Raw genomic sequence first — 19,609 nt, 5'->3', positions numbered from 1 at the left:
GTGTACATCCCGATCGACTTCGCCTGGCTGGAGGCCACGATGCTCGCCGCCGTGCGCATCACGGCGTTCATCATGATCGCTCCGCCGTTCTCCTACGGGGCGATTCCGGCGCGGGTGAAGGCGATGCTCGCGATCGGCCTCTCCCTCGCGGTGGGCACGGCCGTCGCTCCCGGCTACGAGAACCTCGACACCGGGCCGTTCCTCGGCGCCCTGGTGCTGCAGCTGGTCACCGGCGCCCTGCTCGGGTTCCTCGTGCTGCTGTGCTTCTCGGCGCTGCAGGCCGCCGGAAGCCTGATCGACGTGTTCGGCGGGTTCCAGCTCGCTCAGGCGTTCGACCCGCATTCGCTCGTGAACGGCGCCCAGTTCACCAGGCTCTTCCATCTGACCGCGCTGACGCTGCTGTTCGCCTCCGGCGGGTACCAGCTGATCCTGGCCGGGCTCGCCCGCAGCTTCGAGGCCGTGCCGGTCGACGGCGTGTTCTCGGCGGCAGGACCGGCCGAGCTCCTCGTCGACGGGGTCTCCCAGATGGTGCTCGCGGCCGTGCAGATCGCGGGGCCGCTGGTGCTCGTGCTGTTCCTCGCCGACGTCGGGCTCGGACTCATCACCCGCGTCGCCCCGGCCCTGAACGCGTTCGCGATGGGCTTCCCGGTGAAGATCCTGCTGACGCTGCTGCTCGCCGGCGCCGTGTACGCCGTGCTCCCCGGCATCGTCGATGCCCTCGCCGCGCAGGCGCTGCGCATGATGCAGGGGGTGCACCAGTGAGCGGCACCGACAGCGGCGAACGCAGTGAGAAGGCGACCGACAAGCACCTCGGCGAGGCCCGCAAGAAGGGACGCCTCTCCCGCAGCCAGGACCTCACCGCCTGGCTGGGAGTCGGTGCGGCGGCGGTCACCATGCCTGCGGCCATCGCCCTGGGCGCATCGGCCGGCAGCGAGCAGATGCTCACTCTGACCTCTCTGGTCGATGCCCCGACGCCGCAGGCGGCACTCGCAGCCCTCGGTCGCGGCCTCGCCTCCGTGCTCCCGACGATCACCGTGATGCTGGCCGCCGTCGCGATCGTCACCCTGCTCGGAGCCATCGTCCAGGGCGGCGTGCACCTGAAACCGCTCACCGGCCGCTTCGAGCAGTTCAACCTCGTCAGCGGCATGCGCCGGGTGTTCGGCATGCAGGCCCTCTGGGAGGGCGCCAAGGCGCTCATGAAGACCGCGGCCATCGGCATCGCGCTGTGGTTCGTGATCGCCAGCCTGATGCCCGTGCTGACGGCGAGCGGCGCGCACTCGATCTCCCGCCTGCTCGGCACCGCGAGCGAGGGCACCGCCGCCCTGCTGCAGACCGCGATCGGCGTCGGGCTCGCCCTCGCCGCGATCGACATGTTCGTGGTGATGCGACGCAACCGCAAACACACGCGCATGACCAAGCGCGAGATCCGCGACGAGAGCAAGAACTCCGAAGGCGACCCGCTGATCCGCCAGCAGCGGCGCTCGCGGCAGCTCGCCGTCAGCCGCAACCGGATGATCGCCGCGGTCGCCGGCTCCGATGTCGTCGTGGTCAATCCGACCCACATCGCGGTCGCACTGCGGTACGAGCCGGGTCGTGCCGCCCCCAAGGTGGTCGCCAAGGGCAGCGGTGTGATCGCGGAACGCATCCGTGACGAGGCCGTGCGCGCCGGCGTGCCGCTCGTGCGCGAGATCACCCTGGCCCGGGCCCTGCACGCCGCCTGCGAGCTCGGCCAGGAGATCCCCGAAGACCTGTACAACGCCGTGGCGCGCGTGCTCGTGTTCGTCGACTCGCTGCGACGACGCGGAGCCGCGCGCGGCATCCACTCCCTTCCCTACCGGAGGACCGCATGAGACAGCTGATGACCAAGCTGATGGTGCCGATCGGAGTCGTGGGCATCATCATGCTCCTGGTCGTGCCGGTGCCGCCGTTCCTGCTCGACATCCTCATCATCCTGAACATCATGTTCGCGCTGGTGATCCTGCTCACGTCGATGTTCGTGAAGAAGCCGCTGGACTTCTCGGTGTTCCCGTCGCTCCTGCTCGTGGCGACCCTGTTCCGGCTCGGACTCAACGTCGCCTCGACCCGTCTCGTGCTCGGGGAGGCGTATGCGGGGCAGGTGATCGAGGCGTTCGGTGCGATCGCCGTCGGCGGCTCTCTCATCATCGGTGCGGTCGTCTTCCTCATCCTCGTCGTCATCCAGTTCGTCGTCGTGACCAAGGGAGCCGAGCGTGTGGCCGAGGTCGGCGCGCGGTTCACGCTCGATGCCATGCCCGGCAAGCAGATGGCGATCGACGCCGACCTCAACGCCGGACTCATCACCGACGCCGAGGCGCGAGAGCGCCGCGCCGAGGTGGCGGCCGAAGCCGACTTCTACGGCGCGATGGACGGTGCGTCGAAGTTCGTGAAGGGCGACGCGATCGCCGGTCTCGTCATCATCATCATCAACGTCGTCGGCGGCATCGCGATCGGCATCGTGCAGCACGGGATGACCATCGACGAAGCGGTGAGCACCTACAGCCTGCTCACGATCGGCGACGGGCTCGTGACGCAGATCCCCGCCCTGCTCATGGCCGTCTCCACCGGCATGATCGTCACCCGCTCCACGGCTGAGGTGGAGATGGGCACGGCGGCATCGGCCCAGCTCGGCCAGTCCCGCAACGCGCTGATCATCGCCGGATGCGCCGCGATCATCATGTCGCTCATCCCGCACATGCCGATGCTGCCGTTCGTCGCGATCGGGGCGCTGCTCCTGCTCATCGCGCAGCGCATCAAGGCGACCCAGAAGCGGGAGGAGGCCGCCGCGGCCGCGCAGAGCCCTTCGAGCGTCCCGACCGACCAGCCGGAGGAGCTCATCGAGAAGATGCGTGTGCATCCACTCGAGATCCTGCTCGCCCCCGACATCGTCGATATGGTCACCGGGGGCCCTGACGACCTGCTCGCGCGTGTGAAGGCCCTCCGGCGCCGGATCGCCCTCGATCTCGGCCTCATCACGCCGCCGGTGCGCACCCGCGACAGCATCGAGCTGCCGCAGGCGACCTACGTCATCCGCATCGCCGGGGTCGAGACCGGCCGTGGCACCGCACCGGCGGGGTCCGTGCTCGCTCTCGGCCAGGGCCTGGACACCCTCCCCGGCACCGCGACGCTCGACCCGGTCTTCGGGCTCGAGGGCAAGTGGATCCCCATGGAGATGCGCCACAGCGCCGAGTTCTCCGGCGCCACGGTGATCGACCGTGCGAGCGTGATCATCACGCATCTGTCCAGTGTGATCCACGCCCACGCCGCACGCCTGCTGAGCCGCGAGGACGTGCGCCAGCTCACCGATGCCCTCAAGCAGGTCTCCCCCGCTGCGGTCGAGGAGCTCACACCGGCGCTGCTGTCGTTGGCCGAGGTCCAACGCGTGCTGCAGGGACTCCTCGCGGAACGCGTGCCGATCAACGACCTCGGTCGCATCTACGAGGCTCTCGCACTGCGCGCCAGGGCCTCCACCGACCCCGAGGGCCTGATCGAGGCCGCCCGAGCCGCGCTCGGTCCCGCGATCGCCGCCCGGTTCGCAGATGCCGGCACGCTGCGTGTGGTGATGATCAATCCGCTGCTGGAGCAGGCGATGCTCGAGAGCCTGCGTCCGGGCGACGAGGGCAGTCAGATCGTGTTCGATCCGCAGCGCATGGAAGCCGTGGTCGAATCGGTGAAGCAGGCCGTGTCCTCGGTGCGCGAGGGCGGCGAGCCGGTGCTGGTGTGCGCGCCGTCTCTGCGGCCGGCCGTGCGACGCCTCGTCTCGGCGCAGACGGACGGCCTTCCCGTGCTCTCCTACACCGAGGCGACCGCCGCCGCCCTCACCATCGAGACGGTCGGGGTCGTGCGGGACATCCCCGCTCCTGCGGTCGGCGTCGTCCCCGCAGCACTAGGCTGAACGAATGCTGGTTTTGACGAGGCGGATCGGTGAGAGCGTGCGCATCGACGGCGACATCGAGATCACGCTGCTCGAGATCAAGGGCGACAGCGTGCGGATCGGTGTGAAGGCGCCCCGCGAGACGCGCATCCAGCGCACCGAGATCATCGAGGCCGTCGTCGCCGAGAACGTGTCCGCCGCTGCCGAGACCGATGCCGGTGCGGAAGAGGCCATCGCCGCTGCCCTCGCTCGGGGCCGGGAAGCCCGACCCTCCTAGTCGAAGGTCGACCTCAGGCGGATGCCAGGTCCGCCACCGTGGCCCGCTTCCATTGGTCGCCGCCGGCAGCTCGCGCCCTGTCCGCCGCACTGCCCGCCGCGGTGACGAGGGCGTCATAGTCGTAGCCGAACACCGATGCAGTCGCCCAGCCGATGCTCGCCGACGACCGGATGCCCCTCACCGCGGTCTCGGTGTCGATCACCGAGATGCGCGTCAGGATCTCTCGCAGATGATGGCGAACCGACTCGTCGCTGCCGCGGATGATGACCATCGCACGGCCGTCGGCGACCCGATCGGCATCGGCCGACGCCGGCAGGGTCTCCTCGATGTCCTGGTGGAAGCGATCGACGATGAGGGCGAACGCCGCACCCGTCGACGCCTCACGGAGGTCGGCGGGATCGTCCAGCCGGATGTCGAGGATCGACCATGGCTGGTCGCTCTGCGCCTCGGCCTTGCGCAGCCGTCGACGCGCGCGTTCGGCGATGTCACCGGCAGAGTCCTTCTTCTGCTCCGATCGCACCAGCAGCACCAGCGTGAATGCCGCACAGGTGCTGACCACGACGGTGCCGACGGCATTGAGACCCCGCAGTGCGCTCAGCTGGGCCTCGGTGCCGGCACCACCGGAGATCAGTGCGATCGCGGCGCTCACGAGCGCGACCACCACGAAGCCGCACGAGGCGAGAGCCAGCGGCAGCACGATGTCCCTGACGGCTGATCCGTCGCGCAGCAGCTCGTAGGCCACCAGGCCTGCGAAGACGGCGCTGCCGAGGAAGACGAGCTGGAACGCGGGCATGTACCAGCCGGTGCCGGCTGTGGCCACCAGGAGACTGGGAGAGGCCAGGACGAACAGGACGATCGGCCACCGACGGGCCCGCCGCCCGAAGTGCATCCGCAGACCGATCCAGACCAGAGGTTCGAAGCACAGCAGGAGCGCGGACGCCGCCCCTCGCAGCATCGCGACGTCCGTCTGCTGGCCGGCGAGCCAGAGGTAGGCCCCGAGCATCCCCAGGCCGAAGGCGCCGCCCCAAGCGACCGTCGCCCTGCTCGGACGGGCGAGCGTGCCGAGCCCCACGACCATGACCGTGAGCACCGTGACCACGGCCACCATGCTGGTGGTGATGTCGACGTTGACGGGAACGAGAGGGTTCACGCCTGTACCTCCTCGGGGGAACGCGGCGGGAATCGAAGTATCACGCGGGTGCCGATCCCCCGCTCGCTCGAGACGTCGATGCTGCCTTCGTGCGCAGCCACGATCTCCCGCACGATCCCCATACCCAACCCTGTGCCGCTGATGCCGGCGCGCACCGCCCGCTCCGCGCGGAAGTACGGCTCGAACACCCGTGACAGCTCCTCCGGCGTCATCCCGAACCCGTTGTCGATGATCGAGACCTCCGCCTGACCGGTGGCGGCCGTGTCGATCGCGACGTCGATGCGCCCGCCGGCCGGGGTGTACTTGGCGGCGTTGCTGAGGAGGTTGTCGAGCACCTGTCGCAGCCGGAAGGGATCGCCGGAGATCACGAGGCTCGTCGCTCCTGCGATGACCAGCTCCTGCCGGTTGCCAGAGAAGACCGGTGCGTACGAGGCTGCGGCCTCGTCGACGACCTCTCGCAGGTCCACGGGGGCGAACGGCTCCTGCGCGGTGCGACTCGTCTGCTGGAGGATGCTCGCGACCAGGTCCTGCATGCGCTCGCCCGCGTGCGCGATGATGTCCAGCTGCGCCGGCACGCGCCCGGGGAGATCTTCGCGCTCACGGAGCAGGTCGACGTGCCCGATGATCGCCGTGAGCGGATTGCGCAGCTCATGGGAGACCACGGCGTTGAAGGCGCGCCGCTCCTCATCGGCCTCGAGCAGGGCCGTCACGTCGTCGATCACGACGAGCGTGATGTCCTCCCCCTCGCCCGCACTGGCCATCGACTGCGTGCTCACCTCGAGTGCACGCCACTGCCCCCTGCCGTCGAACAGCCATACCCTCTCGGCCTGCAGCTGCTCCCCGCTGGCGGCCCGCGCCAGCGAGGTGCGCGAGGGCGGCAGCGCAGTGCCGCGCCGCGCGTCGTACTCGACGGAGGCCGAGGGCAGCGCCGCGCCGAAGCGGTCGCGCCCGTAGAGCGCACGGTAGGCGTCGTTCATCTGGAGGATGCGCCCGCCGGTGGTCACGACCACGAGCGCGACCCTCAGCGCATCGACGATCTGTACGACCCGTCGCTGATTGGCCTCGGCCCGCTCGGCCGCACGATTGACCTGCTCGGAACGACGCTGCAGCAGCCGTCGCGCGGCGCGGGAGCGCTGTGAGCCGATGCGGATCGTCACCCCGAGGAAGCCCAGTGTGATCACGAGGGTGAGCAGTCGCAGCAGGATGTCGGCCGGAGCGCCGTTGTGGTCCGCGAACGCCACGAGGGTGGCGCTGATGAAGGCGATGCCGCCGAGCACCCACGGCAATGTGAAGTAGGTGGCCAGCCAGACGACGGGGAAGACCCAGAGGAAGCCGAGCCTGATGTCGGGGGCGTTGGTGGTGAACCCCACGGCGAGCGCATCCAGAAGCGGCACGGCGGTCGCCGCGGTGCGCGGGAGTCGATGCCACGGCACGGCGAGGGTCGCCACCGTGGTCAGAATGACGAGACCGAATCCGGCGACCACGAGGGGGTTCGCGAAGGTCTGGGGCTTGAAAGCGGTGATCATGACGACGATCGCCACGATGCTGCCGGTGAAGACGAGCTGCCAGCGCCAGATGGACACCGTGCGGACCATCAGTGTCCACCCTCCCCTTCGAACCTCAGCTTTGCCGCAAGATTACTCAAAGATCGTTCGAGCCCGCTCTTCAGGCGGCCTCTCGCCCCTAGCATTCTCAGTGGGGGCCGATACTGCGACTGGGGCACAACGCAGACGCTGGGGCCGCGCGAGTGGGGATTCGCAGGCGATCGGGGCCGTGGTTGGGGAACCACGGCCCCGCCCCCTCGGTCTTCACGAGCCCTCGTCCGACGTGAGCCGGTAGCCGACGCCGCGCACGGTCTCGATGTAGCGCGGCTGCGTCGTGCTGTCGCCGAGCTTTCGTCGCAGGTTCGCGATATGCGTCTCGATCGCCCGCTTGTCCGGCTCGCTCACGTAGTCGTTCGACCCCGGCGGCGCAGCGCGCAGGCCTCGGGCGAGATCGGCCTTGCCGCACACCCGCTTCCCGGCCTCCAGCAGCATCGCGAGCAGGTCGAACTCGGTCGGTGTGAGTTCTATCCGTCGCTGCCCGATCAGGACCAGTCGCGTGTCGAGGTCGAGGCTGAGATCGCGGTGCACTCGGCCGCGCCATGTCAGGACCGTCGCTCCGTCCGGCGCCTGCTCGGCGCCGGGATCGGACCGGCCGTTGTCCGGCAGTCGAGGGCTGGGCACGCGGGCGTCGGCGACACCGGGGGCCGGAAGCCGCGGACGCCGCAGAAGAGCCTCGATACGGGCGCGGAGCTCGCGCGGGCGGAAGGGTTTGACCAGGTACTCGTCCGCTCCCGAGGTGAGCCCGAGGACCACGTCGGACTCTTCGGAGAGTGCGGAGAGCATCATGATGAAGGTGTCGCTGACCCGCCGGATCCGTCGGGCGACCTCGAAGCCGTCGATGCCGGGAAGGTTGATGTCGAGGGTCGTGATCACCGGATGGTGCTGTTCGACGGCAGCGAGCCCCTCGACGCCGGAGCCCGTGAGGATCGTCTCGAAGCCGGCCGCGAGGAACACCTCGTCCAGGAGTGATCGCACGTCGGGATCGTCTTCGATGATCACGGCGACGAGTGCGGGCGTCGACGTCGAGGTCATGCGGCGCTCTCGCGCACGATCGTGACGATCCTCGGCGCATCCGAATCGAGCTCCGAAGGGTCGAGGTCGTCCGACGACCCCACAGGCCGCTCCACCTCGATGTCCCACCAGGAGTCGGCCAGCTCCTCGGCCATGCCTCTGCCCCACTCGACCACCACGACGGAGCGCTCGAGGTCGAGGTCGAGGTCGTCGAGCTCCGCCGCCGAACCGAGGCGGTAGGCATCGACGTGCACCAGTGGCGCTCCGCCGACCAGCGAGGGGTGCGTGCGGGCGATCACGAAGGTGGGGCTCTGCACGGGACCGCGCACCCCCAGCCCTTCGGCGAGCCCGCGGGTAAAGGTGGTCTTCCCCGCTCCGAGCGGACCCGTCAGGACGAGGAGGTCGCCGGCTTCCAGCTGTTCGCCGATGCGCAGGCCCAGCTGCTCCATCTCCTCGGCGGTCGCGATCTCCCGACGACCGAGGAACGCAGGGTCCACGCTCACGAGGCCCGCCGGGGCACGCGGGGACCGATGCGGGTGACGATCTCGTAGTTGATGGTGTCGGCGGCCTCGGCCCAGTCCGCCGCTGACGGCACGCCGAGGGTGGGGTCGCCGAACAAGACGACCTCGTCGCCGATCGAGACCGGGGTGTCTCCGACGTCGACGACGAACTGATCCATCGCGATGCGTCCGACGTTCACGAACCGGCGTCCGCCGATGGAGACCGGGAGCTTCCCCGACGCGTTGCGCGGCACGCCGTCGGCGTATCCGAGAGGCACGAGGACCAGCGTCGTGTCGCGGTCCGTGCGATGGTCGTAGCCGTAGGAGACGCCCGTCCCGGCCGGCACTCTGCGCACGGCGGCGATCGCCCCCCGCAGCGTCATCGCCGGACGCAGGCCGAGCTCGGCGGAGCTGCGATCGTCGAACGGCGAGAGGCCGAAGAGTCCCACGCCGATGCGCACCGCATCCAGGCGCATCTCCGGCAGGTCGATGGCAGCCGCGGTCGCGGCGATGTGCCGGACCTCGGGGTGGATGCCGAAGGACGCCGCCGCAGCGACCCCCTCTTCGAACTTCGCGAGCGCTGCTCTGTCGTCTTCCGCCGAGGTGTTGGAGAGGTGACTGAACAGTCCGACGATGCGAAGGCGTCCGATGCGTTCGAGGCGCGCGGCCTCGGCGAGCACACGCCCCCAGTCCGCCGGGGCGATGCCGTTGCGCGACAGACCGGTCTCGAACTTCAGGTGCACCCCCACCGGGCGGTCGACCGCAGCAGCGGTCGCGGCCGCCTCGAGCTGATCGAACGACGAGATCCCGACTTCGATATCCTGGGCAGCCGCCTGCTCGAACCGCTCCCCCGGAGCATGCAGCCACGCCATGATCGGTGCATGCACACCCTGCCGGCGCAGCTCGAGCGCCTCGGGGATCTCGGCGACGCCGATGCGGGTGGCACCGGCCGAGAGCGCCGCGACTGCAGCCATCGCCGCGCCGTGGCCGTAGGCATCGGCCTTCACGACAGCGATCACCTCGACGCCGGTCAGGCGTCGGAAGTGCCGCACGTTGTCGGCGATCGCGTCGAGGTCGATGCTCGCTTCACGGAAGGGGGCGGTCACAGCGGTGCTCCTTCGGCGACGACGAACGCCGCGGCGAGACCGGCGTCGTGGGTGAGGGTGAGATGCAGCGTGAGGATGCCCCGTTCTTCGACGACCGCGGCCGTCGACCCGGACAGCACGAAGTGCGGTCGCCCCGAGGGCTCGGAGGCGATCTCGATCTCGGTCCAGTGCACGCCGTCCGAACCGCCGAGCGCCTTGATCAGCGCCTCCTTGGCGGCGTAGCGCGCGGCGAGGGAGGGAAGACGGAGAGTGCGCTCGGAAGGGGCGAAGAGCCGCTCACGCAGCCGCGGAGTCCGCTCCATCGTGCGCTCGAACCGTGGGATGTCCACGAGGTCGATGCCGGTGCCGATGATCACCCGTTCAGCCTACCGAGCGTGCGTTCGGTTGAAATCGCCCAAATGGCTCCGTTCCCGTGGAAACGAAGCCATTCAGGTGATTCGAGAAGAGCCTTACTCGACGGTGACCGACTTGGCGAGGTTGCGCGGCTGGTCGACGTCGAGGCCCTTGGCCGTGGCCAGTGCCATCGCGAAGATCTGCAGCGGCACGACGGCGAGCAACGGCTCGAACATCGCCCCGGCGAGCGGGATGTGGATGACCTCGTCGGCGAACGGCAGCACCGCAGCGTCGCCCTCCTCGGCGATCACGATCACCCGGGCACCGCGCGCGCGGATCTCCTGGATGTTCGAGACGACCTTCGAGTGCACGAGTGCCGAGTGACGCGGGGAGGGGACCAGCACGAACACCGGCTGCCCCGGCTCGATGAGCGCGATCGGACCGTGCTTGAGCTCACCGGCGGCGAAGCCCTCGGCGTGGATGTAGGAGATCTCCTTGAGCTTGAGCGCACCCTCGAGCGCGATCGGGTAGCCGACGTGGCGCCCCAGGAACAGCACCGAACGCGTGTCCGCCATCCATCCGGCGAGCTGGGTGACGTGCTCCTGCTCGCTCTCGAGCACCTTGGCGATCTTCTCCGGAAGCGCCGCGAGCTCTGCGACGTCGACCGAGGCGTCGGTGATCGCGCCGCGCACCCGACCCATGTGCAGGCCCAGCAGCAGGAGCGCGGTGATCTGCGCGGAGAAGGCCTTGGTCGAGGCCACAGCGACCTCGGGTCCGGCGTGGGTGTAGACGACGGCATCCGACTCGCGCGGGATCGTGGCGCCCTGCGTGTTGCAGACCGACAGCGTGCGTGCGCCGCGTTCGCGGGCGTACTTCACGGCCATCAGGGTGTCCATGGTCTCGCCCGACTGGCTGATCGACACCACGAGCGTGTCGGCGCCGATCACCGGGTCGCGGTAGCGGAACTCGTGGGCGAGTTCGACGTCGACGGCCACGCGTGCCCACTGCTCGATCGCGTACTTGCCGACCAGCGCCGCGTAGGACGCAGTGCCGCAGGCGGTGATGATGACCCGGTTGATCCCCACGAAGAGCTCGTCCAGTCCGTCGAGCTCGGGGATGACGACCTGGCCGTCGTGGATGCGCCCGCGGATCGTGTTGGCGACGGCCTCGGGCTGCTCGGCGACCTCCTTGGCCATGAAGCTCGACCATCCGCCCTTCTCGGCGGCGGCGGCATCCCAGGACACGTCGAACGGCTCGGGCTCGACGGGCGTGCCGGCGAAGTCCATGACGGTGACGGACTCCGGCGTGATCGAGACGATCTGGTCCTGGCCGATCGCGAGCGCCTTGCGCGTGTACTCGATGAACGCGGCGACGTCGGAGCCGAGGAAGTTCTCCCCTTCGCCGAGGCCGATCACGAGCGGGGAGTTGCGACGGGCGCCGACCACGAGGCCGGGGTGGTCCTGGTGCATCGCCAGCAGGGTGAACGCGCCCTCGAGGCGGTTCACGATGCTGCGGAAGGCCAGCTGCAGGTCGCCGCCGTTGCCGGCGTACTCGCGTCCGAGCAGGGCAGCGGCGACCTCGGTGTCGGTCTCGCTGCGGAACACCACGCCGTCGGCGAGGAGCTCGTCACGCAGTGCGGAGAAGTTCTCGATGATGCCGTTGTGGATGACGGCGAGCTTGTCGTCGTCTGCCAGGTGCGGGTGAGCGTTGCCGTCGGTCGGTCCGCCGTGCGTCGCCCAGCGGGTGTGTCCGATCCCGGTCGACCCATCGGGCAGAGGCGCGTCGGCGAGCGAGTCGCGCAGCACGGCGAGCTTGCCCGCCTTCTTGCGCATGCCGAGCACGCCGTCTCCGTCGATGACGGCGACACCCGCGGAGTCGTATCCGCGGTACTCGAGGCGGGCGAGGCCTGCGAGAAGGATGTCCTGGCTGGGGCGCGGGCCCACGTATCCGACGATTCCACACATGGGATCAAGAGTAAGACGGTTTTTTTGCGAGTCGTCCGTACATTCTTCGGACAGCGACGGTCCGGCTGCGGCCTCAGAGTTTGCGCAGCAGCACCGTCTCGACATCGTGGTCGGCGCCCTTGCGCAGCACGAGCCGTGCGCGGTGCCGCGTGGGCATCACGTTCTCGACGAGGTTGGGCATGTTGATCTCGTTCCAGTAGCCGAGGGCCGTGGTGATCGCCTCCTCGTCGGTGAGGTGCGCGAACACGTTGAAGTACGAGGACGGGTTGCTGAAAGCGGCCTGACGGAGCGCGAGGAAGCGGTCGACGTACCACTTCTCGATGTGCGAGGTGTCGGCGTCGACGAAGATCGAGAAGTCGAACAGGTCGCTCACGGCGACATCGTTCGGAGCGGGCGGCGGCTGCAGCACGTTCAGTCCCTCGACGATCACGACGTCGGGCCGGCGCACGACGACGTTCGCATCCGGCACGATGTCGTAGCGCATGTGGGAGTAGAACGGGGCCCGCACCTCGGTGGCGCCGCTCTTGACCTCGGTGAGGAACTCGATCAGCGCTCGACGGTCGTACGACTCGGGGAACCCTTTGCGATCCATGATGCCGCGGCGCTCGAGCTCGGCGTTCGGGTACAGGAATCCGTCGGTGGTGACCAGCTCCACCCGAGGCGTTCCCGGCCAGCGGCTCATGAGCTCGCGCAGCAGACGGGCGATGGTGGACTTGCCCACAGCCACGGAACCGGCGACGCCCACGACGAACGGCGTCGTGGTGTCGTCTTCCTGGAGGAACGACGAGGTGGCAGCGCCCAGTCGCTTTGTCGCGGTGGCGTACAGGCTGAGCAGACGGCTCAGCGGCAGGTACACCTCGCGCACCTCGGTGAGGGAGAGACGGTCCCCGATGCCGCGGAGCTCGACGACCTCGGTCTCGGTGAGCGGCTGGTCGAGCCCGGCCGCCAGGCGCGCCCACTCCGCGCGTCCGATCTCCCGATAAGGCGACAGTGGCAGCGTGGGGTCGGCGGTGGTCACGGAGTACATCGTATCGGGGGGCGAGTAGTCTCTTCCCGTGCGCCTGGGAGTCCTCGACATCGGATCCAACACCGTCCACATGCTGGCGGCCGACGTCCGCCCCGGCGGACGGCCGCTCGCGACGACGAGCGACAGGACGGTGCTGCGCCTCATGCGCTACCTCACGCCCGACGGCTCCATCTCGGAAGAAGGCGTCGTCGCCCTCGTCGCCGCGGTCGCGCAGGCGCGGCGCGTGGCGGAGAGCGAGCGCGTCGACGCGCTGCTGGCCACGGCGACGAGCGCCGTCCGCGATGCGCGCAACGGAACCGAGGTCATCGCCCGCATCGAAGCGGCTCTCGGCCAGCCCTTGCAGGTGCTCGATGGGGAGACCGAGGCCGAGCTGACGTTCCTCGCGGTGCGACGCTGGTTCGGCTGGTCGGCCGGACAGATCCTGCTCCTCGACATCGGGGGCGGTTCACTCGAGATCGCCGCAGGAGCGGAGGAGATGCCCGACGCTGCGGCATCCGTTCCCCTCGGCGCCGGGCGAATGACGGTGCAGTTCCTGCCGAACGATCCTCCGGGCGAGAGCGATGTGGAGCGGCTGCGCGCCCACGCGGCGACGACTCTGGCCGATGTCCTCCCGCGGTTCGTCGCGCTCCCCCGGCCCGATCACGTCGTGGGGTCGTCGAAGGCCATCCGTTCTCTGGCCCGACTGGTCGGTTACCCGGCACCGGGGTGGTCCGGAAGCGAGCGGATGCTGCTCCCCCGGGCGTCGCTCGGATCGTGGATCCCACGCCTCGCACGCCTTCCCGCTTCCGCGCGTCAGGAGCTGCCGGGCATCACACCGGATCGCACGTTCCAGATCGTGGCGGCCGCCGTGTCGTTGCACGCCGCGATGACCGCCTTGGACGTCGACGAGCTTGAAGTATCGCCGTGGGCGCTGCGTGAAGGCGTGCTGCTGCGGTACATCGAGCAGCTGGGTTGGAACGACTCCCGACGCTGAGCGACCGGTCGCACGGAGTGACAGGCTCTGTTGCCGCCTCCGTCGCCGCCGGTATCCTCTGACCAAGCGAGCACCGGCCCAGGGTCGGGGCCGCCCCATGGTCATCGGCGTCGGGGAGGCTGTGTGAGTCCGGGAGATGTGAGAGAGATCGGCTCAGGAGAGCTGCTCTCACACGGCGTGCATGTCGTCGACGAACGCACGACGATCACGTCGACGCAGCGAACGACCGGCCCCGTGCTCCTGCTGTCGATGCAGGGCGCAGCCCACGAACTGTCCATCGACACCGTCACCGTACGCCCCGACCACGCCGTGTTCGCCTTCGTCGATGCACCCGGACTCGTGGCGAAAGAGCACAACGGCCCGTGGATGCCGGTCGGGAGCGGGCTCGTGATCGCGCCGTCCGGGATCGCCCAGCACGTGCGCTGCGCAGGCTCCTGGAGCATCACCGCCGCGTGTGTTCCCCGGGCCGCGCTCGGAGCATTCGTCGCGGCGCTGCCCGCCACCGCTCAGGTCCTCGAGGAGCGGCGCCCGCTGGACCGCGCGATGCAGGCCTTCGTCGAGCAGGTCTTGGCCGTCGACGACACGGCGACCGCGATCGAACGCTACGCGATCGAGCGCCTGATCGTGGAGATGAGCGGAGCCATCCTGCTCGACCGCATCGACGGGGCATCCGGGCACCGTTCCCCCCACGCCGCTCTGCGCGACAAGGCGGTCGCTGTCATCGCGCACCAGTGCAGCGACCCTGCGCTGAACCCCGCACGGGTCGCCCGCGAAGTGCGAGCGTCGCTGCGTCAGCTGCAGCTGGTCTTCGCGGAGGCGGAGAACAGCGTGGCCTGCGAGATCAGGCGTCAGCGGGCGCGTCTGGCCAAGTCGCTCCTGCTCGACAGCCGGTTCGACTCGCTGAGCATCGAGCAGATCTCGCAGCGTGCCGGCTTTCCCTCACCCATCAGCCTGCGTCGCGCGCTCGAGGAAGAGTACGGCGCCACCCCCCGTGCGCTTCGCGCGCACCGCGAGGCCGCGCAACGCCCCCAGAACGAGACGGCCGACCGCTGAACACAGCGGTCGGCCGTCACTGAATCTGTGCGGACGTCAGAGCGACAGGCGCTCCTGCACCACCGCCGCGAGGCGTCCGGCATAGGCATGCACCGACTCTGCGTCGGCCGCCTCCACCATCACACGCACCAGCGGCTCGGTGCCGGACTTGCGCAGCAGCACGCGTCCGGAATCACCCAGCTCGATCTCGACGTCGCGTACGGCCTGCTGCACGACCTCGTCGTCGGAGACGCGGTCCTTGTCGACATCGCGCACGTTGATGAGAACCTGCGGGTAGATGGTCATCACCGATGCGAGCTCGGCGATCGACTTCTTCTGCCGCGCCATCTCGGCCACCAGGTGCAGGCCTGTGAGGATTCCGTCACCCGTGGTGGCGTACTCGCTCATGATGACGTGACCGGACTGCTCGCCGCCGAGCGCGTAGCCGCCCTCGTTCATGTCCTCGAGCACGTAGCGGTCTCCGACAGCGGTCTGTCGGACGGTGATCCCGTGCTCGCGCATCGCGACATGCAGACCGAGGTTGCTCATCACCGTCGCGACGAGGGTGTCGTCGGTGAGGTGACCGCGCTCCTTCATGGACACCGCGAGGATGGCCATGATCTGGTCACCGTCGATGTGGTTTCCCTCGGCATCCACCGCGAGGCACCGGTCGGCGTCGCCGTCGTGGGCGATGCCGATGTCGGCGCCCAGACGCACGACGGCCTCGGCGAGGTTGTCGAGGTGGGTCGAGCCGACACCGTCGTTGATGTTCCAGCCGTCGGGGTCTGCCCCGATGACGGTCACCTCGGCGCCGGCGTCGCGGAACGTCTCCGGTGAGACGCCGGATGCCGCGCCGTGGGCGCAGTCGAGCACCACGTGGATGCCGTCCAGGCGGTTCGGGAGCGATCCGAGCAGGTGCACCACGTAGCGGTCCTCAGCGTCGGAGAACCGATCGATGCGACCGACTCCGGCACCCGTCGGGCGCAGCTTGTCGCCGGCCATGGCCTCTTCGATGCGCTGCTCGACCACGTCGGGAAGCTTGCGGCCTCCGCGGGCGAAGATCTTGATCCCGTTGTCGGGCGCAGCATTGTGCGACGCCGAGATCATCACGCCGAAGTCGGCGTCACGGTCGGCGACGAGGAATGCGAGCGCGGGCGTCGGAATGACTCCCGCCTCGAGCACGTCGACTCCGGAGGAGGCGAGACCTGCGGCGACGGCCGCGGCGATGAAGTGTCCAGAGACCCGGGGGTCTCGGGCGACCACTGCGGTGAGTCGCTTGCCTTCGGCCTTGCGAGCCTCCGCAGTACGGCCCTGGCCCAGGACGACAGCAGTCGCCTGGGCCAGGGTGAGCGCCAGGTCGGCGGTGAGGATGCCATTGGCGAGTCCTCGCACACCGTCCGTGCCAAAGATCGGCATCGGAGCAGTTGACCTTAACGCTTCGAGTACTGAGGCGCCTTACGGGCCTTCTTGAGTCCAGCCTTCTTGCGCTCCTTGACGCGAGCGTCGCGCGAGAGGAAGCCGGCCTTCTTCAGGGTCGGGCGGTTGTTCTCCTCGTCGATGCCGTTCAGCGAACGGGCGATACCGAGGCGAAGCGCACCGGCCTGGCCCGAGGGGCCGCCGCCGGAGATGCGCGCGATGACGTCGTATGCACCGGCGAGGTTCAGCACGGTGAACGGGTCGTTGATCAGCTGCTGGTGCAGCTTGTTCGGGAAGTAGTCCTCGATCGTGCGGCCGTTGACCGTGATCGTTCCCGAGCCGGGGACGATGCGCACGCGGGCGATGGCCTGCTTGCGACGGCCGACAGCGGCACCCGGGACGCTGAGGACGGGGCGGGGAGCCGCCTCGACCACGTCGGTCTCGGGAGTCGACGTCGAGAAGTTCTGGGGGGTTTCGGTGGTGTCCTGGATGTCAGCCACGAGTATGTCCTTTAAGTCTTACGGCGCTTACTGGGCGACCTGGTCGAGGGTGTACGGCGTCGGCTGCTGCGCGGCGTGCGGGTGCTCGGCACCGACGTACACCTTGAGCTTGGACAGCTGCTGGCGGCCGATGCTGTTCTTGGGGAGCATGCCACGGATGGCCTTCTCGACAGCGCGGACCGGGTTCTTCTCGAGGAGCTCGGCGTAGGTGACCGACTTCAGGCCGCCCGGGTAACCGGAGTGGCGGTAGGCCATCTTCTTCTGGAGCTTCTGACCGGTGAGCGCAACCTTCTCCGCGTTCACGATGATGACGAAGTCACCCGAGTCGATGTGGTTGGCGAAGGTCGGCTTGTGCTTGCCACGCAGGAGCGTAGCGGCGTGCGAGGCCAGACGGCCGAGAACGACGTCGGTGGCGTCGATGACGACCCAATCGCGCTGGACTTCGCCAGCCTTGGGGGTGTAAGTGCGCGTCACGATAGTGCTGCTTTCTTGTGTCGAACGGAGAAGTTCGTGAATCCCACTCCGGGGTGGTTCTTCCCGACAGGGAGGAACACGCCAGTGGAGGGCTCACGTTCGGACGATGCCCCTTCTCCGCGAGCGGGGAAAGGCACCAAAGAGAAATCATACGCCACGCCGTGCCGTATGCCCAAACCACGGGCTCAGTCGGGCTTGACCGTCACGAGGATCGGCCGGTGATCGCTCGCCCCCTGCGGCAGGGTCGTGATGCGCTCGATCTCGAACCCCGTGGAGGTGGCGAAGTCGTAGTGCCCGCGGAAGACGCGGTAGCGCGTGTAGGTGTGGTCGTCGCTGAGAGAGAGCGCGTACCCGTGGTCGCGCACGGCCTGGCCGAGGTTCTCCTTGAAGATCGGGTAGTTGTAGTCCCCCACCATCAGCTGGGGCAGACCTTCGCCGAGTGCCGCGAGCTCGGTGAGCGCGGCACGGATCTGGTGGCGTCGCAGGGAGTTCAACGCGGTCAGCGGTGCTGCGTGGAACGAGGCGACGATGAAATCCTGGCGGTCGTCGATGTCGCTCAGCCGCGCACCGAGCACGCGCTCGTGCGCCGGTTTCGCGATGCGGTCGTGCAGCGACTTCTTGAGGCCGAGCATGCGGATCGCCTGCAGGCGGAACGTGCTCGCGCGATAGAAGAGCGCGAGTCCGAGGCGGTTGCCCTGGGTGGCGTCCGCGAGCACGAGATCGCCGATCTGCGCCGGCAGCTCGGGCACGTCGCACTCCTGCAGGCAGAGGATGTCGGGATCGTGCTCGCGCACCAGCGCCGCGAGTTCGCCGGCGGCCCGGTGCTTCTGGAGGTTGTACGAGATGACCTTCATGACCGTTCCACGCTACTCGCCCCTGCTGTGCCCCGGCTCCGGATCGTCACCGTATCCCCAGCGGATTCCGATAACGCCCTCACCGAGAGCACGCGCACATCACGATGTCTGCGACGCTGCCGGGCGGCGCCGTCATCTCAGCCGCTCGCTCCATCGCGACGGGCGCGGGTCTGAGTGGCACGGGACGAGAGCAGCTCGTCTGCGGGGTAGCCGACCTCGGTGAGGATCAAGCCGCGAGCGGCGAGCACCTTGAACTCGCTGGTCCTGGTGAGCGCATCGCGCAGCACCACGAGGTCGTCGACGTCGAGGCGCCCCTCGCCCACGGCCACGCAGGCGCCCACGAGCGCGCGCACCATGCTGTGGCAGAACGCATCGGCCTTGACCTCGGCGACGAGCACGCCGTCGGCATCGCGCTCCCAGCGGTAGTCGAGCAGGGTGCGGATGGTCGTCGCCTCCTCACGCGGCTTGCAGTACGCCGCGAAGTCGTGCAGTCCGATCAGGGTCCTCGCCGCGGCATCCATCGCACGTTCGTCGAGGCGACCGCGGACGACGGTCGTGTCGTGGCGGCGTAGCGGATCGTAGCCCGCCTGACCATCGGCGAGACGGTAACGGTAGCGTCGCCAGACGGCGGAGAACCGCGCGTCGAACCCCTCAGGAGCGATCGACGTGCGGGTCACGGTGACATCGGAGTAGGCGCCGAGCACTCCCCGCATGCGCCCGGCGATGGTCTCGGCTGGTTCCAGCGGTGCATGCCCCTGCCTCGCTTCGATGCGCGACCACTGCTTCTCGTCGAGGTCGACGTGCGCGACCTGGCCGCTCGCATGCACTCCGGCGTCGGTGCGGCCGGCCACCACGAACTGCACGTCGGAGCCGACGATGCGCGCGAGCGCCGCTTCCAGCGTCCCCTGCACCGTGCGGAGAGTCGGCTGCTTCGCCCACCCGCGGAAGTGGGTGCCGTCGTAGGCGATGTCGAGACGGATGCGCACGCAGCAAGCCTAGGACAAGCGCCCCGATACCACCGGGCGACCCTCAGCGCTCGACCAGGATGCCGTCCTCATCGCTGTAGAGATGCGCCCCGGGTCGGAACACCACTCCAGCGATCACGAGCGTGACGTCGAGCTCGCCCGCACCGAGCTTGGCGCTCTTGCGCGGATTGGTGCCCAGTGCCTTGACGCCGAGGTCGAGCGCATCGATCGCGACGCGGTCGCGGATCGCCCCGTTGATCACGACACCCGCCCAGCCGTTCGCCACCGCTGACGCCGCGATCAGGTCGCCCATGAGCGCCGTCTCGAGCGAGCCTGCACCGTCGACGACGAGCACGGCGCCCGCACCGGGTGTCGCCAGCACGGACTTCACGAGCGCGTTGTCCTCGAAGCAGCGGACGGTGCGGATCGGACCGTCGAATGTCGACCGGCGGCCGAACGATCGCAGCTGCAGCGAGAGCGACTGTATCCCCTCTTCGAGCTCGTCGTAGAGATCCGCCGTCGCGACCGGCATCC

The 19,609-nt window shown here is 69.0% G+C and carries 20 protein-coding genes; 6 read left to right on the top strand and 14 right to left on the bottom strand.

The features are described from left to right. Genes ASD13_RS13845 through csrA form a run of 4 tightly spaced genes read left to right on the top strand, consistent with a single transcriptional unit; the run spans position 1 to position 4,166 of the window. Positions 1-762 carry a flagellar biosynthetic protein FliR gene (locus tag ASD13_RS13845; RefSeq protein WP_055870253.1) on the top strand — a complete coding sequence of 254 codons (762 nt, stop codon included), beginning with the start codon at positions 1-3 and terminating at the stop codon, positions 760-762. Beyond that, positions 759-1,850, top strand: coding sequence for an EscU/YscU/HrcU family type III secretion system export apparatus switch protein (locus ASD13_RS13840; protein WP_055870250.1), 1,092 nt, complete (start codon positions 759-761; stop codon positions 1,848-1,850). The genes ASD13_RS13845 and ASD13_RS13840 overlap by 4 nt, the downstream gene beginning before the upstream one ends. Next, positions 1,847-3,910: a flagellar biosynthesis protein FlhA gene (locus ASD13_RS13835; protein ID WP_031205350.1), complete on the top strand. Its 2,064-nt coding sequence runs from the start codon at positions 1,847-1,849 to the stop codon at positions 3,908-3,910. Before ASD13_RS13840 ends, ASD13_RS13835 begins: the two co-directional genes overlap by 4 nt. Before the next feature lie 4 nt (positions 3,911-3,914). Beyond that, positions 3,915-4,166 (top strand): carbon storage regulator CsrA, encoded by a 252-nt coding sequence (gene csrA, locus ASD13_RS13830; protein ID WP_055870247.1) that lies wholly within the window; start codon positions 3,915-3,917, stop codon positions 4,164-4,166. Positions 4,167-4,179: 13 nt separating this feature from the next. Here the strand turns inward: csrA and ASD13_RS13825 are convergent, their stop codons facing one another. The 8 genes from ASD13_RS13825 to coaA all read right to left on the bottom strand — a co-directional run bounded on the left by ASD13_RS13825 (position 4,180) and on the right by coaA (position 12,861). Continuing rightward, positions 4,180-5,316: a hypothetical protein gene (locus ASD13_RS13825; RefSeq protein WP_055870244.1), complete on the bottom strand. Its 1,137-nt coding sequence runs from the start codon at positions 5,314-5,316 to the stop codon at positions 4,180-4,182. Then, on the bottom strand, positions 5,313-6,911 hold the full coding sequence (locus ASD13_RS13820) for a sensor histidine kinase (protein ID WP_055870241.1): 1,599 nt from the start codon (positions 6,909-6,911) through the stop codon (positions 5,313-5,315). The genes ASD13_RS13825 and ASD13_RS13820 overlap by 4 nt, the downstream gene beginning before the upstream one ends. A 213-nt stretch (positions 6,912-7,124) precedes the next feature. After that, positions 7,125-7,952, bottom strand: a complete 828-nt coding sequence (locus ASD13_RS13815) for a response regulator transcription factor (protein WP_055870238.1) — start codon at positions 7,950-7,952, stop codon at positions 7,125-7,127. Further along, positions 7,949-8,434 (bottom strand): tRNA (adenosine(37)-N6)-threonylcarbamoyltransferase complex ATPase subunit type 1 TsaE, encoded by a 486-nt coding sequence (gene tsaE / locus ASD13_RS13810; RefSeq protein ID WP_371861308.1) that lies wholly within the window; start codon positions 8,432-8,434, stop codon positions 7,949-7,951. Before tsaE ends, ASD13_RS13815 begins: the two co-directional genes overlap by 4 nt. Continuing rightward, positions 8,431-9,537 carry an alanine racemase gene (gene alr / locus ASD13_RS13805; RefSeq protein WP_055870236.1) on the bottom strand — a complete coding sequence of 369 codons (1,107 nt, stop codon included), beginning with the start codon at positions 9,535-9,537 and terminating at the stop codon, positions 8,431-8,433. Before alr ends, tsaE begins: the two co-directional genes overlap by 4 nt. Further along, complete coding sequence (locus ASD13_RS13800; protein WP_017828216.1) at positions 9,534-9,893, bottom strand: holo-ACP synthase; 360 nt, start codon at positions 9,891-9,893, stop codon at positions 9,534-9,536. Before ASD13_RS13800 ends, alr begins: the two co-directional genes overlap by 4 nt. Before the next feature lie 93 nt (positions 9,894-9,986). Continuing rightward, a complete protein-coding gene (glmS, locus tag ASD13_RS13795) occupies positions 9,987-11,834 on the bottom strand; it encodes a glutamine--fructose-6-phosphate transaminase (isomerizing) (protein WP_055870232.1) in 1,848 nt (615 codons plus the stop codon). Between the two features lie 73 nt (positions 11,835-11,907). Further along, a complete protein-coding gene (gene coaA / locus ASD13_RS13790) occupies positions 11,908-12,861 on the bottom strand; it encodes a type I pantothenate kinase (RefSeq protein ID WP_017828214.1) in 954 nt (317 codons plus the stop codon). Positions 12,862-12,889: 28 nt separating this feature from the next. On the opposite strand from coaA, the gene ASD13_RS13785 reads away from it, so the two are divergent. Together ASD13_RS13785 and ASD13_RS13780 are read left to right on the top strand one after the other, a co-directional pair. Beyond that, positions 12,890-13,834, top strand: coding sequence for a Ppx/GppA phosphatase family protein (locus ASD13_RS13785; RefSeq protein ID WP_055870230.1), 945 nt, complete (start codon positions 12,890-12,892; stop codon positions 13,832-13,834). A 123-nt stretch (positions 13,835-13,957) separates the two neighbouring features. After that, positions 13,958-14,887, top strand: coding sequence for a helix-turn-helix domain-containing protein (locus tag ASD13_RS13780; protein ID WP_055870224.1), 930 nt, complete (start codon positions 13,958-13,960; stop codon positions 14,885-14,887). 36 nt (positions 14,888-14,923) lie between these two features. Here the strand turns inward: ASD13_RS13780 and glmM are convergent, their stop codons facing one another. From glmM to rraA, 6 genes are all read right to left on the bottom strand, one after another. Beyond that, positions 14,924-16,282, bottom strand: coding sequence for a phosphoglucosamine mutase (gene glmM, locus ASD13_RS13775; RefSeq protein WP_055870223.1), 1,359 nt, complete (start codon positions 16,280-16,282; stop codon positions 14,924-14,926). 14 nt (positions 16,283-16,296) lie between these two features. After that, positions 16,297-16,782, bottom strand: a complete 486-nt coding sequence (gene rpsI / locus ASD13_RS13770; RefSeq protein WP_017828210.1) for a 30S ribosomal protein S9 — start codon at positions 16,780-16,782, stop codon at positions 16,297-16,299. 27 nt (positions 16,783-16,809) lie between these two features. Further along, positions 16,810-17,256: a 50S ribosomal protein L13 gene (gene rplM, locus ASD13_RS13765; protein WP_017828209.1), complete on the bottom strand. Its 447-nt coding sequence runs from the start codon at positions 17,254-17,256 to the stop codon at positions 16,810-16,812. Between the two features lie 185 nt (positions 17,257-17,441). Further along, positions 17,442-18,110, bottom strand: coding sequence for an endonuclease/exonuclease/phosphatase family protein (locus ASD13_RS13760; RefSeq protein ID WP_055870221.1), 669 nt, complete (start codon positions 18,108-18,110; stop codon positions 17,442-17,444). A gap of 137 nt (positions 18,111-18,247) precedes the next feature. Next, positions 18,248-19,096: a tRNA pseudouridine(38-40) synthase TruA gene (gene truA / locus ASD13_RS13755; protein ID WP_055870219.1), complete on the bottom strand. Its 849-nt coding sequence runs from the start codon at positions 19,094-19,096 to the stop codon at positions 18,248-18,250. A 43-nt stretch (positions 19,097-19,139) separates the two neighbouring features. Beyond that, positions 19,140-19,607: a ribonuclease E activity regulator RraA gene (gene rraA / locus ASD13_RS13750; protein WP_055870216.1), complete on the bottom strand. Its 468-nt coding sequence runs from the start codon at positions 19,605-19,607 to the stop codon at positions 19,140-19,142. Positions 19,608-19,609 lie beyond the last annotated feature (2 nt).

It is taken from the genome of Microbacterium sp. Root1433D1, assembly GCF_001426835.1.
GTDB classification, from domain to species: domain Bacteria; phylum Actinomycetota; class Actinomycetes; order Actinomycetales; family Microbacteriaceae; genus Microbacterium; species Microbacterium maritypicum.
Note: the sequence above shows the minus strand (reverse complement) of the source record. Positions and strands in the feature narration are given on the sequence as shown.

What these genes read in the sequence shown, in the direction of transcription:
- ASD13_RS13835 (WP_031205350.1), top strand. Translation starts at nt 1,847, where the DNA reads ATGAGACAGCTGATGACCAAGCTGATGGTGCCGATCGGAGTCGTGGGC.
- csrA (WP_055870247.1), top strand. Translation starts at nt 3,915, where the DNA reads ATGCTGGTTTTGACGAGGCGGATCGGTGAGAGCGTGCGCATCGACGGC.
- ASD13_RS13820 (WP_055870241.1), bottom strand. Translation starts at nt 6,911, where the DNA reads ATGGTCCGCACGGTGTCCATCTGGCGCTGGCAGCTCGTCTTCACCGGC.
- ASD13_RS13815 (WP_055870238.1), bottom strand. Translation starts at nt 7,952, where the DNA reads ATGACCTCGACGTCGACGCCCGCACTCGTCGCCGTGATCATCGAAGAC.
- glmS (WP_055870232.1), bottom strand. Translation starts at nt 11,834, where the DNA reads ATGTGTGGAATCGTCGGATACGTGGGCCCGCGCCCCAGCCAGGACATC.
- coaA (WP_017828214.1), bottom strand. Translation starts at nt 12,861, where the DNA reads ATGTACTCCGTGACCACCGCCGACCCCACGCTGCCACTGTCGCCTTAT.
- glmM (WP_055870223.1), bottom strand. Translation starts at nt 16,282, where the DNA reads ATGCCGATCTTTGGCACGGACGGTGTGCGAGGACTCGCCAATGGCATC.
- ASD13_RS13760 (WP_055870221.1), bottom strand. Translation starts at nt 18,110, where the DNA reads ATGAAGGTCATCTCGTACAACCTCCAGAAGCACCGGGCCGCCGGCGAA.
- rraA (WP_055870216.1), bottom strand. Translation starts at nt 19,607, where the DNA reads ATGCCGGTCGCGACGGCGGATCTCTACGACGAGCTCGAAGAGGGGATA.